Genomic DNA, 22172 nt, shown 5'->3' with positions numbered 1-22172 from the left:
GTGCCGGGGGCGGGACTCGCCGACGTCGACGCGGTGCCGGTGCCGTGCGGGCAGCCGGGGCGGAACCGTCGGCGTCGATCTCGATGAGCCGCACGTTGAGACCCTGACCGAAGCGCAGCCCGGAGTACGACGCGATCTCCACGTGGTCGCGCATGATCTCGTCGACCGAAGACGCCGAGTGACCCAACCCCGTCAGTGCCGCGCGCACCAGCTCGTCCATGCGGGCACGCCGGTCCGGCACCACCGCCTCCCGGCCGCCGATCTCGATCCGCAGTTTCGGACCCGGACTGCTCGCTCCGAGCCGGGACGAGAAACCCTGCACCGCCCAGGTGAGTTGCTCCTCGGCCACCACCGGCAGCCGGGCGTCGTGGATGAAGCCCGTCTCCAGGAACTTCGCGTTTTTGTAGTCCTCGGCGGTGCGTCCCGACGAAGGCCTCGCCCGGTAGTAAAGGCCGTGGTCGTCCGTCGCTCGGGCCCCGGTGAAGACCCAGGTGATCGGGAGCCTGTCCACCAGGCTCGCCTCGACACCAGCCCTGGTCATCCCCGCCGCGAGCTGCTCGCGCAGATACGTCTTCGCCCGTGTCTCGGCTTCCGGCGACGGAAGCTGGGTTGGCCAGGATCGCACCGTGATCCGCACGTCGTGCAGTTGTACGCCCTCACCGAGCCCGCGGATCTCCTCGGCCAGACGCTCCCCGAATGTCTGGAACTCCTCGAGGTGATCCTCGCGCAGAATGATCTCGTCCGCCGTGAGCTCGGTGAACTCCGCGTGCTGGAGCTTCCCCAGCGAAACCTCGGCGTCGGGGAGCCCAAGCCACTGCAGTTCCATCGGATCCCCGGACATCTGGGTGTCCAGGGCGTGGTCCGGACCGGTGATGGCCAGGAGCAGCCCGACATGCCGCGCCCGGCGTTCGGTGAACGTGATGTGCCGCCGGATCAGTTCGTCGGCCGTCGCCTCCCGGCCAGGACCCAGCACGGTGCGGACCATCGCGGTCACCAGCTTGGCGACATCCCCGTGACGTTGAGCCAGCTCCGTTCCGCCTCGCTGGAGCACCACGACCAACTTGGGCGGATCAGCCGGCCCTGTGTGGTCCTCGATCCGCTGGACGAGACCTTCCGTCATCCATCGCCACCGCCGCAAGTACGCGCCCGGGATTCTCGTGACCAGGTTGGTGGCGCCCGTGAACGGCAACGCCAGCGCCCGCGCCGCCCGATAGTTTTCCGCCCGCAGGTGCGGCGAATGGTGCACCGTGAGCGCGAAACCGGCATTGTCGGCCGCGGTCGCGGCGGTGAAGCGGTCGAAACGCAACCGCAGCACCCGCGGGTTCATCCCCGCGGCTTTGACGGCGGCCCGCAGTTCCTTCTCGACCTGCCGGGAAATCCGGCCGCCTCCGGCGAGGTGGTTGCGAACGTCCCGGTAATGCAGCCGGACGTCCGGCAGCTCCCGGCCCGCCAGGTACAGCTCCTTGACGTTCGCCGCGTAGGTCTCGGCGAACGTCCGGACGTCGCGCAGCGCATCCTCCGGCAGCGTCGGCGCGCCGGATTCGAGCGAAAACCTCAGTTCCCCGACCACGGCATCCGACGGCTGTGGTCCGGGCTGCCTGCCACGCACGGGCGAGCCCACGGGGAGTTCGACCACGTCCGAATCGGCCACTTCCCGCAGCGAGGACTCGCTTGTCACCGAGGCGGTATCGGAGTCCTCATCCAGCTTGCCCGCACCCGCCCGCGACGACTCACCCGCCTGCCGTGTCTCCGGCGGCCGAGCACCACCCGGCGCGCCCGAACGCCGCGGCCACATCACGTCATCGACAAGGCCGTCCGACCACGACTTCGCAGTGTTGGCACCAAACCGACGCAGCGCCCACGCCACCAAATCCACCGCGGCCCGATACCGCGACCGATGCGCCCGCACCACCCACGAATCACCCGGACGCGGGAACTGATGCCGCGCGTTCACGATCTCCCGGGCAGCCTCGAACAACGGATCCCCGTCGGGCACATCCCTCAACTCGGCCCGCGCCTTCTCCAGCTCCTCCGCCAGCCGCGGCAACGGGTTGTCCGGATCGGTGTACACCTCCGGACCGAACAACCCCACCTCGGGACGCTGCCCCTCCACCTGCAACTGCACCCTGCCCAGCAGCGGATCACCGGCGAGATGCTCAACGGGCGACACTCTCATCCGGTCCATGGCCAGCGCCAGCATCTGCTCCCGCGACCTCGGCAGCGCGCCCTCCGGATACTGGCCCAGCCGTCGCCACACCGCGGACTCCACCAACGACCCCAGGGCATCGGCGTTCGCATCCGAACCCGCCGCCACGTGCACCGTGCCCCGCATCAGCGGCAACCGGTCGGGTGGCGCCTGGACAAGGGCATCGACGAAGCCTTCGGCCATCCACTCGATCCGGTGGCCGTCAGCCGCAACCAGGTCGCCGGCGGCCGTGAGCGACGTGTCCAGGGTGACCTGCGCCCGGTACGAACGGATTGACCGGCTCTCCCCCGGCTGGATCCTGACCTGCCAGTTCCCCGCCACCTCCGACGTGGCCGGTACCGGCTCCACCGTGATCGCCCAGTTCCGCGGCCGGTCCGGGAACTCCTGGGCCGGGTACCACATTTCCAGCTGCGCGTTGAGCGCCTCGCGCAGCTCGCCCTCCAGCATGCCGCCGATGCGCCGGAACTCTTCCTCCGCCAGCACACTGGGGTCCGCCTCGACCGCGATCCTTACGTCATACCCTTCGTGCCCGGACTCCCGCGTGACCGTCTGCCAGAGGATCTCCTCAGCAGCGCCCCGCATGGCAAGCTGATCCGCCTCGGACAGCCGCGGCGCCGCTGGATCACCCACTCCGCCACTGGCAATGGCACCCCGGGGCCCGGTTGCCGCCGGTTCACCCACCAAGGTCTGCGCCTGACCCGTGAAGGTGGTCTCCGAGTACTGGATGAGGTCGGAGAACCTCCTCGAGGGGCCGGCGGAGTCCTGGCCCGCCGGCCGGTGCGGCAAGGGCTGCTCCTCGCGCTCCATCCGGTCATGGTCGCGCCGGCGACCGGTCACCTGTTCCCACTGCGCGCGAACCTCGGGTGGGATACCCGATCCCTGCCGGGGGCGAGACGACCCTTCCGCCGCTCCCGCGACGAAGTCGAAGAGGTCGCCGAAGGACATGTTCCGAGCGGTGCCGGCTGCCGTGGGCGGTCGGGCTTCGTTGTCGTCGCCCATCCGCAGCGGTGACCCCGGCTGGAACAGGATCACGTCTTCGAAGGGATCGGCGACCGGCTCGGTGAACAGGCCAGGCCGCTGCCCGTCCGTCGTCCTTTCCGGCACGAACAGCCCGTCCGCCGAACCCGAGTCGGACCTGTCATCCGGCAGTTCCGCGCGACCGGCCTGCGGCGCCCCGCCCGTCTCGGCCAAGCGCAGATTTCCGCCACGGAGCGCGCGAAGTCCGGGTTTCCAGCCGACCGTCACGTGCCCCATGATCGAATCGACCGAAGGCCACGACGGGTCACGCAGCTCCGCGAGTAGTTCCCGCGTCAACCGGTCGAGGTAGGCCCGGCGAACAGGTCCCGACCGCTTTCCGCCGCCGACGGTCAGGGAAAGGCCGGGACGGTCGCTTTCGGCAGCAGCACGGAACCGCTCGGCGAACCCTTCGACAGCCCACTTGAAGCGTTTGAGTTCGGCCACCGACAGCTCGGTGCGGTGGGTGACGAAAGCGCCCCGCAGCGTCTTGGCGTTCCGGTAGTGGTCCGGGGTTTTGCCGGGCGAGACCGACCACGCCAGCACCTCCGGCCCATGCTCGGTGCGCCCGATGCGCTTGATCCGGGTGAACTCGAGGCCCAGCGCGCGGGAGTCGACGCCCTGCTCCGCCATCGCGTCCCGCACCAGGTCTTCGATGTGGTCGAGACCCAGCTCTCCGTGCTTCCTGACGACGCCGGGCGTGCTGGTGAAGAAAAGCCTGATATCCGGCAGTTCCTGGCCGGGACGCAGGTTCTTGATCTCGGCCGCCCGCTGCCGTCCGAATTCGCGGAACCTCTCCTCGTCTTCACCGACAAGCTGCAAGCCCTCGTCGTCGGTGGGCGGGTGGAACGCGCCCTTCTGCCGGGAAGCCGGCTCCGTCGATTCCGGCTCGGCTTGGTCGACGTCGCGTACCTCCATGAGCAAGGAACCGGACGAACCGGCCCAGTGCTTGTACGGGGTGAACCGGGCCCAGTTGGCCAGAACGCGGTCGACGGCGGCCCGCGAAGGAGTGGCACCGTAGCCGGTCAGCACGGTGGTGGCCGCCGCGTGCACGATCCGCCGCGCCTCCTCCAGGTGCGGTACCTCGTTGACCGCGCTGCGGGTGACCACGGCGACGTCGAGGATCCGGTTCGCCTCCGGTGCGGTCAGCAGGTCCTGGAAGAACGTTTCCGCCTTCCACGTCAGCCGTTGTTCGGCCGCCGCGGACAGTGCCGCGCGCCGCGGCAGGAAGGCTTCGTTCACCTCCGCCGCGGAGCGGTAATGCTCGGCCGTCAGGTCCGGCGTCTCATGGAAAGCGACCCGGAACCGCTCACCGGTGTCCTGGTGCGGCAGCCGGGTGAACACCAGCCCGAGCGCGTCCGGATCCCCGCCCAGCGCGCGGACTCCGGCCTTGAACCTCGCTTCCAGGTGCTCGAACATCGCCTGCACACGGCGGCTGTCGAAACGCTCATTGGTGTAGACGTGCAGGCGGACATCCTGCTGCTGCAGGTTGTGCGCCGCGCGCAGCTGCACCCGGTTCCCGTAGTCGGCCACGGCCCGGTCCAGCTCGGCACGCCCCTCATCGGTCGCCGAAACCAGCTCGTTCTTCGTGAAGCCGCCCGCCCACGACCTCTCTTCGGCGCCGACGCCCTGGGGAATGCGGGAGACCATGCCGGCGGGCAGCAAGGCAGTCCGAGGTGCGTCAGCCGGCTGGCCGGGTTCTTCCGCCCGGTCGAGTTCGTGTGCCGGCCCGAGGATGTCCGCGTGCAGCACCGTGAGCTGGTTCTTCCCGGCGACTTCGGCGAAGCCGATGTTGTTCCGGATGATCTCGTCGACCAGCGGCGAGCCCTCGCCCAGGATCGCGGTCAGCGCAGTGCGCACCGCGTCGGTGACCGTCCGCCGCCGTTGGTCCTTCGACGGTTCCGGCCCCCGGGCGTCCAAAACGAGCTTCACCTGCTCGCCGTTGTCGGCGACCCGCTGGACGAGACCCTCCAGCAACCAGGTCAGCTTCAACCGCGCGGCGACCGGGAGATCGCTCGCCTTCTGCAGGAAGGGCAGCTCCAGTTTCCGCGCCCGGCGATAGCTTTCCACCGTTCGTTCGGGCGTCCGGTGGACGACGATCTGCACCACCGGGTCCATGCGCTTCGCCCGGGTGTGCACCTGCGTGCTGAAGTCCAGGCCCAGCGCATCGGCGTCAAGGCCACGCGCGTTGACGGCGGCACGCAGCTCGTACTTCAGCAGATCGAACAGCGCGTTCTCGTGTTCGGGGTTCGAGTAGGCCTCGGACAGAGTCAGGTTCAGCCGGTAGTCCGGCAGCTCCTGCTCCTTCTCCACCCGCTGCGCCACGTCGTCCGCGTAGCGGTTCGCGAGCTCGGCGAAGGTGTTCCGGTCGTCCTCGGGCACCTCCCACGGCCCCGCGCCGGTCAGCCGGCTCTCCCAGGTGCGCACGGGCGGGTCGACGCGGCTGGCCGCGGTCAGTGGCCGGACCCGGTCGGCGGCCGGCAGTCCGGGGAGTGCTTCGCTCCGGTTCTGCCGCGGTGCGGGCACCGGCTGGGAGCTCGACGAGGCTGCTTCAGGCTGCGATTCGGCGCGGGCCGGCTCGGCGCGGCGCGGCACGTCGAGCAGGACCGTCGGCCTGAACTTGGTGATCGCCCTGGACCGCTGGTGATAAGGGGTGAACCGGAACCACTCGCGCAGCGCATCTTCGGCCGACGGCAGGGACTGCGCCGAGCCCTGCCGCTCGAGGGCCGCGTCGATGCGCTCGCCGACGAGACGGCGCACCGCCTGGAGGTAGGGGCCGACCCTGACCTCCGGACGGATCGCCACGCCCAGATCGGCGACCCGCCGCTCGTGCGGTGGCAACGCAATCTGCTCGTCGAGGAAGCTGTCGAGGCGCCACGTCAGCCGCTGCACCGCGGCTTCCGACAGCACGGAACGGCTGGGCAGGAAGGGCTCGGTGAGCTCGCTCGCGGAGCGGTAGTGCTCAATGGTCTCCCGGCGGTGGTCCCACCGTTCGAGCTTGATGCCGGGTGGCCTGGCGTGCCGGCCCTGTTGGTAGGTGTACTCGCTGAACTTGAGCGCGCTCTTGTCGCCGCCCCGAGCCTCGTACGCGTCTTCGAAGGGCTTTCGCAGGGCCGCGAACCGGTTCGCGAGCCGGGTGCTGTCGCTCCCCGCGAGCGTCAGGACGCCCAGCCTGAGGTCGGGCAGCTCCACGTTCTGACCGGTGCGGGTCCACGCCTCGTCGGCGAACGACTCCGCGTACTCCCCCAGGCTTTCCGTGGTGTCCTCGCCCAGTTCAGCGCTGCGGGCGCCGAGGAATTCGCCGGTCCACCCGGTCCCCTCCTCGGGCTCGGTGCCGAAGCGGGCGACCAGCCGGTTCTTCATCCGCTCGGGAAGCGGGACCGGAGCCGGATCGGCCGATGCCGCTGAGGGCCCTGCCTGGCCCGACGACTCGCCTTCCGGACGAGGAGGCCGGCCGCGCCGCGGAGCGCCGCCGAGCAGACCGCCTTCCCGTGGCCACATCACGTCGGGAACCAGGTCGCGAGCCAGCTCGCCGGCGCGAACGGGTCCGTTACGGTGCAGTTCCCACGTCACCAAATCCAGCGCGGCTGTGAACCGGTTCCCGTGGGCGATCTCCGCCGGCGAGCTCTGCCACACCTTCGGCAGCTGATTCCACTGCGCGAGAATCTGCCTGGCTTCGCCCCGCCGTGCCTGGGCCTCCGGCAGCCCGGCCAGCTCCCAACGGGCCTGGCTCAGCAGCATCCTCCGGTTGGGCAATGGGTCCGTCAGTGCCGTGAACACCTCCGGGCCGAACAGCCCGACCGCGGGACGCTGGCCCTCCACCGCGACGTCCATCAGGCCGAGGCGTGGGTCGGCCGGGTCCGGATGCGCCAGCACCTCCAGGTGGGTCTGTGCCAGCACCCGTGCCGCCGTCAGTGCGTGCGTACCCGTCCGGTACTCACCCAGCCGCCGCTCGATGACCTCGGTTATGAAAGCCTTGATCGGCCGGGCCCACGCGGCCGCATCGACGTCCGGCGAGACATGCAGTGCCGCCCGGAGACGAGGCGGCATCGGCCCCGACACCATCGCATCGACGAAACCTTCCGTCATCCGCTCCACGCGCCGGGCGATATCCGGTGGCAGCACACCCTCGGCACCAAGTCGCCCCTGGAAGGTCTTCCGTGCGCGGTCCGCCGCCGCCTCGTCGCCATATCGGGGCGAACCGACCTCCGGAACCAGCGTCTCCGACAACGCGGCCGCACCGGTCCGCCCACGCTGGTGCAGCTCCCACGCCACCAGGTCCACCGCGGCGTCGAACCGCGACCCATGAGCCCGGTGCACCCACGACGTGTCGTCGCGCCGCGGCGGCTGGTGGCGCTCGATGACAAGCCGGAGCGCGTCCTCCCGGAGCGTCTGCCCGTTGGGGAGGTCAGCCAGCGCCGCACGCGCCTCCGCGATCGCCTCGGCCCTGGCGGGCAACGGATGCGCCACCAGGGAGAAGGCCTCCGGACCGTACAGGCCGTACGCCGGACGTTGCCCGTCCACATGCACCACGACCGCACTGCGGAAATCCGGGTCGTCGTGCTCCACCACCGAGTCCTTGACCCGGGCCAGGACCGACTCCACCGGCACGGTCGCCGCGCCCGGCGGGTACTGCTCCCACCGCCGCCGCACCGCCGCTTCCACCAGCCGCCCGGTCATGACGGGCTGGTCCGGGCGCTGCCCGGCCGGCACGTGCACCGATACCGACAGCTGGGGCAACCGGTCGGCCGGCGCCCGCACCGCCGCATCCACGAAGCCTTCCGCCATCCGCACAACCCGCAACTGCTCAGGGGTCACACCGGTCCACGACTCGAGCGGGCTGGAGAAATCGACCCTGGCGCGGTCCGGGATCAGCGTCGGATCCGGCACATCCGGCTCGATCCCACTCTGCTGCTCCACCGTTTCCGGCCGGGGCTGCGGCGCAGTGGCGTCGGCCGTCTCGGTGAGCCGCACGTTGAATCCCGGTCGGGAGTTCAGCCCGGGATCCGACGTGATCTCGACCCGGTCGCGCAAGATCTCGTCGACCGAAGTGTCCTGGCGGCCCGCCGCTTTCAGTGCCGCGCGCACCAGCTCGTCCATCCGGGCACGCCGTTGCGGCGCCACCGCGTCCCGGCCGCCGATCTCGATCCGGAGCTTCAAGTCCGGGCTCGCATCGAGCCGGGACGAGAACCCCTGCGCCGCCCAGGTCAGCTGTTCCTCGGCCGCCGCCGACAGCCGGGTGTCGTGAATGAAGCCGGTTTCGAGCGACTTCGCGTTCTTGTAGTAGTCGGCGGTACGGCCCGACGAAGGCTTCGCGTGGTAGTGGACACCTTGGTCATCCGCCCGGTTCGGTTCGGTGAAGACCCAGGTGATCGGAAGTCGGTCCACCAGACTCGCATCGACACCGGCCCTGGCCATCCCCGCCGCGAGTTCCTCGCGCAGATACGTCTTCGCCCGTGTCTCGGCTTGCCTCGACGGAAGCTGTTGTCTCCAGGCTCGCACGCTGATCCGCACGTCGTGCCACTGCACGCCCTCACCGAGCTTACGGATCTCCTCCGCCAGACGCTGCCCGAACGTCCGGAAGTCCTCGCGATCGTCGTGCACCAGACCGAATCCGTCCGGCGAGAGCAGATCGAACTTCGCGTGCTTCGGCTCGGCGAGCGGAGCCTTGGCAGCGCGATCTTCATGGGACTGGATCCGGGGCCACTGCGGCTGCATCGGAGCCGAAGGCACGTGGGCATCCAGCTCGTGGGCCGGACCGGTGATGGCCAGCACCACCCCGACGGAACCCGCGCGATCGGTGATCGTGACGTGGTCCCGGATCAGCGCGGCGGCCACCTCCAGTCCACCCGTGCCCAGCACCGCGCGGACCATCGCGTTCACCAGCTGGACAACGGCGCGCCGACGGGGGGCCGACGGTTTGCTCGCGTGCTGAAGGACCACGGTCAACCGGGGCGCATCGCCCGGACCCTGGTGGGCCCGGACCCGCTGGATGAAGCCCTCGGTAAACCACCGCCACCGCCGCAAGGACGCCACCGGGATTCCCGTGTCCCGCAGGCCGCCCAAGAAGGGCATCGCCAGCGTCCGGGCCGCGCGATAGTCCTCCGGCCGCAGGTGCGGCGAGTGGTGCACCCTGAGCGCCACACCGGCGTCGGCGGCCGAAGCCTCGGTCATGGTGCGGTCGAAACGCAACCGCAGGACCCGCGGGTCCAAGCCCACGGCGCTGACCGCTGCCGCCAGCTCCTTTTCGATCTGCCCGAAAACCCGGTCCGGGGCGTACTGAGCCGTAGTGTCCCGGTAGTGCAGCCGGATGTCCGGTAGCTCCCGGCCGGCCAGGTACAGCTCCTTGACCTTCGCCGCATAGGTCTTGGCGAAGGCACGCAGGTCCCGCAGCCCGTCGTCCGACAGTCCCCGCACGCCGTCGCGGGTCTCGAGCGAATAGTTCAGTTCATCGACCACGCCATCGGACGGCTGTTGCGCGAGCTCCATGGCACGCACGGGCCTACCCTGCGGAGGAACAACGACCTCCGAGTCAGGCACGTCCGGCAGCGAGGACTCGCTGGTGACCGAGGCCGTATCGGCATCCTCGTCCAGCTCGTCCCCACGGGCCCCCGTCCACTCGTCTTCCCACGCGGTGAAGCCGGCCTGGTCCTCCACATGTCCTGCCGGCGGCACGTCCAGCAGGACCGCGGACCTTCTGGACTGGCCCGTGAGATACGGGGTGAACCGGAACCACTGCCGCAGCGCCTCTTCCGCCGACGGGAGCCCCGGATCGGACGAATGCCTGCGCAAAGCCGCCTCGACCCGGTCGAACACCAGGCGTTGTACCGCTCTCAGATGCGAATCGGCCTGGGAGCCGCGCTGGAACGTCACGCCCGCACCTGCGATCCGGCGCTGCTGCGGCGGCAACGACAGCTGCTCATCAAGGAAACTGTCCAACCGCAACGACAACCGCTCCTGCGTGCCCTTCGACAACACCGGCTGCGACGCCAGGAAGAACTCGGTCAGCTCCGCCGCCGAACGGTAATAGTCCCGAGGTAACTCCGGACCGTCGAACCGCTCGACCCTGATCTCGTGCGTCACACCCCGCATCGACGACTGGTAGGGAAGTTCCGTGATACGCAGGAGGCTCTTGTCACCACCGCGAGCCTCGATCGCATCCTCGAAAACCTTCTTCAACCGCGAGAACTTCAGCGGAGCAAGCTCGGTCTCATCGTGCCTCGAGAGAACACTCAGCTGCAGATCGGGGGCGACCGCATCGTTCCCGGCCCTGGTCATGACCTCCTCGGCGTAGGAATCCGCGAACTCCCGCAACCCCTGCACCGTGTCTTGGTCCAACCCGGCGATACCCAGGCCGGCGAACGTGCCCGACCACGCTTCGGCCTCCGGAAGTTCGGCGCCGATCCGGGGCAGCTGGTGCTGGGGCAGAAAAACCGGTTCGGGCACGTCAATGCGGGGTAGGGACGCCGGAGGGGCAGCCACCACCGGAGGACTTTGCCGGGGCGGCACATCGAGCAGCACCGCGGTCTTGCCGTCCGAGGCCCCCCGGTACGGGGTGATCTTGAACCAGTCCCGCAGCATCTCCTCGGCCGAAGGCAACCCCTCGTCGGAAGAATGCCGCTCGAACATCGCGTCGATACGCCCGGAGATCAGCCGCCGCGCCTCAGCCAGGTAAGGGAGCTGCGCCTGGGTCAGGTGAGCGCCGGGATCGCCCTCCGGCGGAACCACCACCGCTACGTCGGCGGCACCGCGCTCCTCAGCGGGCAGAGCCAGCTGCGCCTCCAGGAAACTGTCCAACCGCAACGCCAGCCGCTCCTGCACCGCCGCCGGCAAAACCGGATACGACGGCACAAAGAACTCGGTCAGATTCGGCGCCACCCGATAATGCCGCCGAGCGGTGCGCGGGCCGTCGAACCGCGAGATCTTGACCTGAGACGTCTCGCTCGGCACCGGCAGCTCGGTGAGACGCACCAGGCGCCGGTCGCCGCCACGCGCCACAACCGCGTCTTCGAAAACCTTTTTCAGCCGCGAGAACTGCTCCCCGACCCGGTCCATCTCCTCCGGCCTCGCGAAGACACTCACCCGGAGATCAGGCAGCACCGCGTTCGTCTCGCCACGAGCCAGCACCTCCTCGGCGTAGGCATCCGCGAACATCCCCAACCCAGGCATCGCGGCTTCGTCCGGCCCGGCACGGCCAGCACCGGCCACAGGACCGGACCAGCTTCTGCCATGAGGCGGCCTGATCCGCATCCGGTCACCTAAGTGCGCCGGCAGCGGGGCCGGCGCGACCGGTTCGGCCACCTGTTCGGGCGAGTCGACCTGGATGTGGTCCGCAGGAGTGGTTGCGCGCGACTCGGTCGCTTCGGGGCGCAGGAGATGCGGCTGCACGGTCGGCTCGAGGCGAAGTTCCCACTTTCCGTGGTCCTCGGGCGCCCCGCGGACGGTCTCCCACCGCACGTTCCACGCCAGGTCGTCGGCCGGACGCCCGCCCGGCACTGCGTCGACGGCCCGCGCGAGACCCGCGCGGATCGACTCCGCCATCCGGCCGTGCCGCTCGTCGTCGGTTCCGCGCAGCGTGACCAGCAGCTCGAACGAGGTGTGCCCCTGCCGCATCAACGCGGCCACCTCGCGGGCAGGACCAACCAGGACAGCGGTGTCGGCCGGGGTGAGTTCGAAGCCGTGTTCGTCGTCGAACTCACCGAGAGCACGCACCCGGCTTCCGTTGAGGCGCAGGTAGCGGGCCAACGCGGATTCGGTCTCCGCGACCGGATCCGGCGCGGTAGCCGAAGTGGACGGAGCGGGGCCCGGCTGCTCATCCGGAGCCGTCTCGGTGAGCCGGAACTCGATTCCTTGGGGCAAGTGGAGCTCAGACCAGCCGACCCGGACATGGTCACGCAGGAGCGTCTCGACGTCCGGCAGGCCCGCCGCGATCATCTCGTCCCGCACCACCGCGAACATCCGCTCCTGCCGGCCAGGACCGGTACCCGGGGTGGCGCGGATGTCGATGACCAGCTGGGGCCGGGTGTCCGGTGTGGCGGCGGCGAAACGGGCCAGGAAACCCTGCGCCGCCCAGCGCACCCGGCGCTCCACCGCGGTCGGTAGCTGGCTGCTCTTCGAGTGGTAGAAGGCATCGCTGAGACCCCGCGCGTTGCGGTAGTCGTCCGGGGTCTTGCCCGGGGTCGGATGGATTCCGGCCTCGAAGCCGCCCGCCTGGCCGGCCCCCGGTGATTTCTTCCGCCACAGCCAGGTGATCGAGAGATCGTCGATCCGCTGCGCGGGGATTCCCAGGTTCGTCAGTTCGTCCCGCAGCACGCCGGTGAGGTATCGCTGGATTTCCGGCCGCATGCCATCTTCGGCCAGTACCCAGATCCGCTTGCCGGCCGGACCGGGCATGGTGAGGTAGCTCAGCACACTGATCCGGACGTCCTCCGGCTCCCTGCCCGGCGCCGCGTCCCGCATTCTGCCACCCAGTAGGCGCGCGAAAGCACGGAATTCGTCTTCGTTCGCCAAATGCATGTCGCCCGGAGCGAGGTCCGTAAAGCGTCCCGTGAACTTCTCGATCGGGCGCAGCTGACGCGGCTGCTCGATGCCTGCCGGCTGCGGGCGGGGCGCGGGCGCACCCGATGCTTCGTCCGGCCGCGCCGCCGGAACCCGCCGCGCGAGCTGCTCTTCGTCGTTCCTGTCACGTGCCGCCTGACGCGCGCGCAGCTGTGCGGCCTCTGCCTCCGCCCGGGCCTGCTGTTGCCGCTGCACGTCCTCCGTGGTCCGGATTTCCACACCCGCGGTGCGAAGCTGTTCCACCGCCGACTGCGAGGCCAGCAGCACATGCTCCGAAGGCACGGTGGACCAGGTGCCGTTCTCCCCGCCGACCGTGATCCGCGGGGCGTGGAGATCGCGGTAGTTGACCGTGACCCGGAACCGGACCCCCTGGACACCGACGGTGGCGAGCTCGATCAGCTGTTCGGTCAGCCCGATGCCCGTGTTCGACGTCGGGTGCAGCCCGCCGCTCGGATTCGACGTGGACGGGGAATGGTCCAGGTCGAACACCAGGTGGTTGACCTCGCCCGGGGAGAACGCCCACAGGTGGTCCTGGATCGTCTGCCGCAGCGTGTCCGCCGGCGCACCGTGGCTCAGCACGACCGGCGCCCCGTAGCCCATGTCGAAGGTCACCGAGCCGCGGCCCGGCTGCTCCGGATTCGCCGGTACGGCACGGAAACCGTAGGCGCCGGGGCGGTACATGCCGAGCCACTCGGGCCGCCGATCGGGATCGTCGAACTGCTCGATCTCCCGGGGAGACCAGCTGGGCACCTCGAGGCCCCGGCTGCCGTCCGGATCGGGCAGCCGCATGAACCAGACCTTGCTCGCACCGGTCGGCCGCTCCCCCAGTCCGCCCGGCTCGCCCTCCCGAATCCGCGTGGCGTCGAGGTAGTCGATGGAGCCGGTCTCCGGATTGCGCACCGCGGTGATGAGGTGACCGATGCCCTCCTGGGTCAGCGTCAGTACGGCGCCCTGCGTCCCCGGCTCCTGGGTACGCAGATACCGCTCCACCGCGTCGATACCGCCCGGCATCAGCTCGAAATGCGACCTGGCCGCCCGTTCCACCACGGTCGCCGGCACCAGGCCGGGAGCCGGGGCGAGCTGCGGCCGGGCACCGGCGGCGAACCGCGTCGAGTTCATCGCGTTGTACAGGTGGAGCACGGCCGGGGCGCAGCCGAACGGGGCCGTCCCGCCGGCGGTCACCAGGTGGCTCACCGACGGCAGGCTCGGGTAGAACCGCCGCACGTAACGGCGTTCGGCGCCCGGGTTGTCGCGGAAGGTTTCCGCTGACACCACACCGCCTCGTGCCAGTTCCGGCCGCGCCGGGATGCCATTGGACGCGTCCTGCCGCAGCGGATGCTGGTGCCCGTTCCGGCCGCCGACCGCCGGGATCGTGGACATCGTGGTGGTAACCGCCGCCCGCCGGACACCGAGCCCCGCCGCGTCGTGTGCCGCCAGGAAAGCCTCGTAGGCCCGCGAGCCGGCGGCCAGCCGGATGCCGTTCTGCCGCCGGGTTTGCTGTCCGCGAATCTCCTCCTCCAGCGCGGACAGCTCGCGGATGAATCCGGCGCGCTCCCCATCGTCGGCGGAGGTCCACCACCGGTGTTGAACCTCGGCGCGCCGCGTCCCGAGCTCCCTCAGCGCCTCCTCGGCTTCGGTGAAGAGGCGGCTGCCGCGAGCTTGCGCCGAACGCTCGGGATCGGTCAGGTCCCGCCAGGCGAGCCGGGCGGCGTCGTTGTCGGCGGCCAGCCGGCCCTGCTCGTCCAGCCGGATGTGGCGGACCCCGTCGAGACCACGCAACGACAGCTCGACCGGCCTGCTCGCCTCCCGCGCCGCCGTGGCGGCCAGGATCATGGCGTTCGCCGCGGCCCGCCCAGCGAACTGCGTGGTGTCGAGCCACAGGTGCGCCGGCTCGCCGTGCGCGCTCGGCCCCTCGTCACCCCACACGTACCCGGTCACCGTGGCGAGCAGGTCCTCGGGCATGACCAGGCTCCCGGGCAGCAGGCCCAGTTCGTGGTACACGGCGGGCAGGTCGATGAACGTCTCGTTGTGCACCGGCGTGTCCAGGCCCCGGCCGAGCACATCCAGATCCCGGGCACGCAGATACACCGTGCCGGTCACCCAGCGGGTGCTGGTGCCGTCGCTGACCTGGAGCACCAGGTCGGCCCGCACCTCCTGCGACGAACTACGCGGCCCGTTCTCGTTCTTGACGATGTCACGCCGGTTGGCGCTGACGAGCCCGGCGGGGGCGTGGCCACTACGGTCGGCGCCGATGACGGTGGCGTTGAGCCCGATGTCGTTGTGGGCGTTCTGCTGGTAGCTCACGTCCGGGATGATCGTGGTGGCGCTGTTGGCCGAGGAATTGCCGGTGGCGTTGCGCATCCGGTCCACGTGGATGCCGCCGGTGTTGAGCAGGCGCATCCCGCTGAGGTGGGCGGTGACGCTGACGCCCGTCCCGGGGGCGCCCGAGTCCAAGCCGAACTCGCCGCGGTCGTTGGACACCGTGACGGTGCCGCGGCGGATCATCTCGGTGAGCTGCTTCGCGGCGTTCTCCTCCGAACTCCACAACCGCGACCCCTCCGGGACCAGGGCCGGGGCGACCTGGCGCAGCGCTTCGTGGAACTGGTCGATGGCGCTGTAGGTGTGCACGCCGAAGTCGTAGTGCAACCGGAACCGGTTCGGGTCGGGCTTCTGGCGCACCGCGGCGGCACCGTTGTCCATGTCGAGGATCGCGTGCGGCGGCTGCCAGTTCGCCGCCGTGGGATCCGTGTCCAGCACGGCGGGGGTGAGCCGGTCCTTGATCGGCGGCGCCGGCGTGCCCACGGTGGCGGGCTCGGTCTCCGAAGTCGCGAACCGCAGCGTCGCCAGTGCGCCCCGGGAACGGGAGTCGGCCGGCGCGACGCCCAGCCAGCGCTGGGCGGCGCCGTAGGTCGCGTCCACCAGCGTGGGGCCGACCCGGTTCAGCAACCCGAGCAGGGCCCCGTCCATGGGCTTGCGGCGGATCTTGACGCGCAGCACATGCGGCACGTCGAACTCGGTCGCCTTCGGGGTGCGCAGCGCCGTGCGGTCCTCGATGTTCAGGCCACGGTTCTGCCCGGAGGACCGCTGCACCCGCACCAGCGCGGTGACCCGGCTACCGCTGTCCCCGGGGTAGTTGAAGTCGAGCGTGTTGACGTCGCTGGTGACCACGTTGCGGCTGGAGGACAGCTCCGCGTGGTTGCTCCCGTGCGCGGCGTAGGTCTCCACGCCGTTGTCCGCACCCGGGTTCGAGTTCAGCTCGTGCCCGATGATGTGGTCGAGCCGCCGGGTATCGGGGCCGGCGGTGAACTCGAGCTCGATGAGCTCCGCGCCGCCGGAGTGCTGGTGGATGTAGTACACGGTCTGCCGGCCATGCGCGCCACGGGCGACGAGTCCCCGCATTCCCACCGGCGAGGTGTTGTCGGACAGGCGGGCCTTCAACCCGGGCACATGGGCGGAGTGACCCTCGGTCAGCACACCGGGGGTGTTCCGCTCCACGAGATCGACCGCGTCCCGCCGGAAGTTCGCCCGCCCCCGGCCCGCGGTCCGCACCTCGGTGACCGCACCGAGGCCCATCCCGTCCCCCGCCCGGAAGCGCTCGGGCAGGTACCGCGCTTCGCCCTCCTCCGGGAGGGCACCGGGGGTGGCGGCGAGCATGAGGGCGTCCGGGCCGAGCCGGGTGGCGTGCTTGCGGACCTGGTGGCCGGTCAGCACGAGCTGCGCACCGCGCGGCACGCTGACGATCACCTTGACGTCCTGCTGCGGCCCGACACCGGCCATGTTGGCCGCGAAGTTACGCGTCCCTCGCTTGACCGTCAGGACATAGTGGACGTCCGAGGCGAAGCGGAACATCCGGTCGTCCTCGGCCGAAACCCGGTTGACCTGGGTTTGCGTGCCATCGCTGGACGCCGTCTTCCGGCCCCAGGCCCGGGTGACCCGGTGGCGGTAGCTCAGCGACGTCTTGCCGTTGTCGTTCCTGGTCGGCGCGTTGTCCCCGCCGCCGGTGCCGTTGAGCCTGCCGTTGTCGGGCCCCCCTTGCGAGCCGAAGTGCCAGCCGAGCTGACCGGAGACGCCGAGCTGACCGTTGCGGTCCTCATGCCGCTCCAGTGAGGTGGAATCGGGCGCGTAGACATCGGTCTCGAGGTAGCCGGGGAACCCGCCGTGGTCGGACTCGCGGAACTCCGGATTGGTCACCAGCTCCGGCTCACCGAGGTAGGCCTCGAGCTCGATGGCCGCGACCGAGTCGGTCAGCAGACCGGAGCTCGCCAGGTGCTCGACGGTGTGCACCCCGTCCAGGATCTGCGGCCCGTTGGCGATCAGCTTGGCCGGCGTCAGCCCCTCGCGGCCGAGCTGCTGAACCATGGAGCCGGCGTGGTTCGGGTCGGCGCCGTGCGCGATGCGCGACAGCGTGCCGCGTTCGGCCGGCTCCGCCGGGCGGAGCACCGGCTGGCGCACCCCGGACGGCAGGTTGTCGTAGCGGCCGGCGATCACGTCGCGGAAAGCCTGAATCAGTTCCCCGGAACCGGCCATCATGTCGACGAACGCGTCGTGCGGCGCCCGGTATCCCAGCCCCTGCAACTGGCGCACGGCCGCGTCGTCACCGAGCCGGACGGTCGCCGGCAATGCCAGTGCCAGCGGACCGGGGTCGGTGCCGGTGGTGCGCTGCTGCGGCAACCACAGTTCCATCGAGCCGTCGTCCCACGGCCGCGTCCCGGCCGCGCCCTCCTCGTCGGTCAGCGCGTCCTCGGCGAACCGGACCTCGGGGACATCCGAGCTGATCGTGTGCAGATCCAGGGAGAACGCCAGCGGCACATCGAAGACGTCCAGCTTCTGGGCACCCGCGCTGAGCAGCGCCTGCTCGTAAACCGGCCCCTGACCGTTCGACTTCGTGGTCCCGCCCGACGTCCAGCCGGCCAGGTCCAGCGGCGCGATGGTGCCCTGCAGTCGCTTCACCCGGATCGGGCCGCCGACCCCGGCCGCCACGCCGCCGGTGTGCTCGGCCTGGTGACCGCGACTGTCGTTCGCGGCGGCCGTGGTGTTGCTCCAGTTGATGATCTGGACGTTCTCGACCGTCCGCTGATGCGCCGGCTCCCCCGTGCCGGACCGCGCACCGAGCCGCAGTTCGACCCGCTCCACACCGGTCGTGGTGGGCTTGTCGAACCACATCGAATGCCCACCGTCAACCGCTTCGTCCATCGCGGAACGCAGCCCCAGATCCGACCGCATCGACACGAACCGGCGGAAGTTCTCCAACTGCGCCGCCTGCACGGCGGGGTTGGAGACCTCGGTCTCGGACGGCAGATACCCGGCGTCGGTCAGCCAGCGCGCCGCCCGGTCGAACAACTGCTCCGTGCCCTTGATCTTGTTCGTGGTCGAGGACAACCCCAGGTAACGCAGCCGCCTGATTTCCTCCGGCAGGTAACGGGGCGGCGGGTTTTCGATGCCCTGCGCCAAAGCCTTGCTGTGCACCCGCATCCGTGCGCCATCGGCCCAGGCGCCCAGGTCACGCACCTCAGGCGCCTTACCGGGACGGATCAGCGTCACCTTGTACCGCAGATCCGTATCGGACAGGAAATGCGGGTTCGCGGACTTCAGCGAATGCGCCAGGGACGCGGTCCCACCCGACTCCAGCGAACGGGTATTGGTCTGGCTGTAGTCGTAGTGGAACTTGACCTCGCCGTTCAGGTGACCGGCCGCATCCGGGTGTCCCGCGCCGGTGGCCCCGGTGAAGTCGATACCGATGCCCCCGCCGATGTCGAGGCTGTTGGCCACCGACACCGAGCCCTGGGTGCGCACCCCGCGAAGGACGTAGTTCTCCATCATCACCTTGGTGCTGGTGTGCACCGGGCGGAACTCCCCGACCTCGGCGGTGACCTGCAGGACCCCGATCGGCACCCCGTTCTCGTCGAACAAGGTCGGCGACACGTACCCGCCGTCACGCATCAACGGGGAGTGGTCACCGTCGAGGAAACTCGGCCCCACCTTCCCGTTCATCAACGGGAAATGCGCGCGCTGTGCCTTCTCCGAAAGGAAGTTCTCCACCGTGTGCCGGGACTGCTCCGACAGCCCGGCGAATTCGGTCCGGAAACCGGTGGTCACCTCCTCCAGGAGGCGGCCGGGATCCTTGACCGCGTCCAGCGAGTAGAGCGGGATGTCGTCGAGGGAATCCACCGGCTGCGTCGCCGGGTCGGCCGGATCCGCCACCGGCGCGTTCGCCTCGGTCAGGTGGTCCGGCACCACGGCGCGGGTCACGCCATGTGTGTCGGCGTCCTGCCACGGCTGGAACTCATCCCGCGATTCCCGCGCACCGTCCTCAATGGACTCGATCCGGTACTGCCACTCGAGCCGGAAGTCGTAGGCCTTGGAGTTCTCACGGCTGCGCATGACCACCAGGTGCATGAGCCGGGAAGCGGCGCTCGAACTCGTCGAGGTCTGGTTGTGCGTGACGGCGAGCTGCGGCGTGAAGTGCACCGCGGCGACCGGGCCGGACGCGACCTCCCAGGACGGCAGCCCCGGGATCGCGAAGGACCGGAAGTTCGTGGTGGCGGCGTCGTCGCGGGACTCGGTGGCCGCCACGGACCGCTTCTCCAGCTTCAACAGCGGTCGCTGGCCGTCCTGTCCCGGATCGTGCGCGGGCTGGGTGGTGCTCGGTTCCGGATCGGCCAGCGCCACCCGCAGCCGCACCCGGTAACGCCGCCCGTCGACCTCGACGTCCACGTGGTCACCGCGACCGCTGCGCAGATACGGCATGCGCTCCTCGACCCACGCGGGATCCAGGTAGGTACCCAGCTTGGCCGAGACGACGTCCTCGATGTCGTCCGGCACCGGCCGGTCATCGCGGCGGACGTGGTCGCGCACCGCGCCGGTGAGTTCACCGCGGAAGGCGTCGAGGCTTTCCTGCGGGAACGGATCGATATGCACCAGGCCGACCACACCGTCGCGGGCAGCTCCCCAGGCGATCACCGGGTCGGCCGCGGGGTCGCCCGGTGCGGGGGCGTCCGCCTCGGCGAGCGCCGCGGGCCGCAACTCCGCGGCCTGCACGTCGATGCCGGCGGCGCGCATCCGGTCGATCGCCGACTCGGAAGCCCGCAGCACCTGCTCCGACGGCACGACGGACCGGTTGCCATGCTCGTCAACGGTCGTGACCCGCGGGGCGCGCAGCCCCTGGTAGCGCACCGCGATCTGGAAGCGATGCCCGTCGAGGCCGTTGGCCGCCAGGTCGATCAGCCGCTCGGCGAGACCCGGCCTCTTGACCGACGTCGGGGGCAGCCCGTGACCGGTCTGCGACGTGGACGGCGAGGCGTCCAGATCGATCAGCACCGGATTGACCCGGTCACGGGAGAACAGCGGCAGACTGTCCTCAATGGACCGCAGCGGGTCCGTTTCCCTGGTGCCGTCCTGTCCCTTGGGCAGCTCCATCAGCTGCCCGTCGGCGGTTTCGAAGAGCACCGCAGAGGGCACCTCGGGTACCGGAATCGTGCGCGAACCGCCGAACGAGGGCAGGACCGACGCATCGCCGGCCACGCGCGGCCGTAGATCGGCGCCCGTCGCCCCGGCGTACGGGTCGGCATCGCGTGCCGTGGACGGCGGCGGGACCGGCGTGCTCGTCCTCGGGTGCTGCATGAACCACACCCGATCCGGATTCGCGGGAAGGACCGCGGGCAACCCGGTCACGGAGTCCATGAAGGTGACCGTGCCGATCAAGGCGTGGTGGTGCACGTTGAGGATGTGCCCGACGCCGTCGTCACCACGCAGCAGCAGCGAACCCTGGGTTCCCGGCATCTGCGCGCGCAGGTGGTCGACCACGGCGTCGATGCCGCCGGGCATCAGCTGGTACCTGGACCCGAACGCCTCTTCGACGCGCTCGACCGGAAGCGGGCCGTCGGTCGGCGCGGCCGTCCAGGAACCGCTGGTGTCGGCGAGGTGCTCCGCGTGGATCGCGTTGTGCCCCTGCACCACGGCGACCACGCAGTTCTGCTGGTAGCCGGATTCGCCACTCTCGTACCTGGCCCGGTTCACGTCCACGAGCTGGGGGTAGAACCAGTCGGCGAACCGCCGGGCATCCTCGGGTGTGCGGAAACTCGCCGCCGTGATGACCTCGGTCCCGGGGTCGACGAGCTCACGCAGATCCCGGCCGGTGTTCGCGTAGTCGACATGCTCGGTCTCGCTGAGCGCCCGCGCCGCCTGCTGGGGGGTCATCTGGCTCAGCGCCTGGAAGTTCGTTCCGGCTCGGTCCAGCCAGATGCCGATCTGCTGCATCGGAACCGCGTCGGTCACTTCGAGCCGCGCGCGGTGCCCGGCCGCCCATGTCCGGTACTGGCGGGCCAGTCGCTCGACCCTGGTCCGCCGCTCGCCGCCGGCGAGTGGCGTGAACTCGCCGGAGTTCAGGTAGATCCCGATATCGGCCGGGTGGGCTCGCACCGCCAGCGCGGTGTCGACCACCATGTCCAGGGATATCGACGACCTGGCGGGGCCAAGGTTGGGTAGTAAGGACAGGCGGCCCGCCAGCTGGGCCAGGCGCAGCAGGTCGAGGCCCCGCCGGTGGCCCAGCGCGCTGGTCTGCCCCTCCAGCCATTCAGGGGTGTTTGGCGACCCGAGCCCGCGGGCGATCGCACTGGCCTCGGCGAGGTCTTCCGGACGTATCCCGAGCTTCGTCTCGGCGAACCACTTGGCGCCGGCCAGGGCGAGCAGGTCCGGCGTGCGCACGATCTCTGCCGGCGGCTTGGCTTCGGCCAGGAACGTGACAAGGCGGGAGGCCGGCCAGGTCGGGATCAGAGCCGAGTGGGGACTCCGGTTCAACGCCTCGAGCAGGGGCTGCAGGTGGTCCTCGACCGAGTCCGCCAGCCTGTCGATCGTCCTGTCGTCGGCCGGACCCGCCAGGTTCGCGAGCAGGTCCGGGAAATAGGGCAGCGCCTGCGGGTCGAGGCGAGGGTACAAGGACGTCTTGACCAGCCGGAAGAGATTGTCCGCACGCAGCCCCATCCGCTTCGCGATGACGGGAAGGTCATCCGGAAGCCGGTTGAGCCGGAAACCGAGGTCGACCAGGTCTCGGTAGCCCTGTTCGCCCCGCAACCCAAGCTCGCGCCTCAGGTTCTTGGCGCCGCGGAAATCCCACCAGGAGACGTTGTGGAGCCCGTGCTGGTTGTAGAGGTCTTCGATACCCAGCCGCCGGGCCAGGTACTCACCGAGCCACCAGTTCGTCTCGGCCCGGTACTCCTCCGGGGTGTCCAGGGAAATCCTGCTCAGCAACCAGAAGTGCCACTGGCGCAGCTCGGGCGTATCAGCATGCAGCGCGTCGGCGAGGCCGTTCAGGCCGTCCGCCGCCTGCTTCACGGTGAGCGTGCCATCGGCGAGGTAGCTGAAGTAGTCCCGCAGCGAAGTGAAGTACCGGAAGTCG

The 22172-nt window shown here is 70.1% G+C and carries 1 protein-coding gene (running past one end of the window); it reads right to left on the bottom strand.

Annotated elements, in window-relative coordinates; translation table 11 throughout:
- Window positions 1–22172, bottom strand: part of the annotated coding region (locus GKO32_RS15700) for a toxin glutamine deamidase domain-containing protein (protein ID WP_246243842.1) (this coding region is incomplete at its 3' end). Its footprint extends 66359 nt past the window's final position; 22172 of its 88531 annotated nt are in view.

It is taken from the genome of Amycolatopsis pithecellobii (genome assembly GCF_009707865.1).
GTDB lineage: Bacteria > Actinomycetota > Actinomycetes > Mycobacteriales > Pseudonocardiaceae > Amycolatopsis_E > Amycolatopsis_E pithecellobii.
Note: the sequence above shows the minus strand (reverse complement) of the source record. Positions and strands in the feature narration are given on the sequence as shown.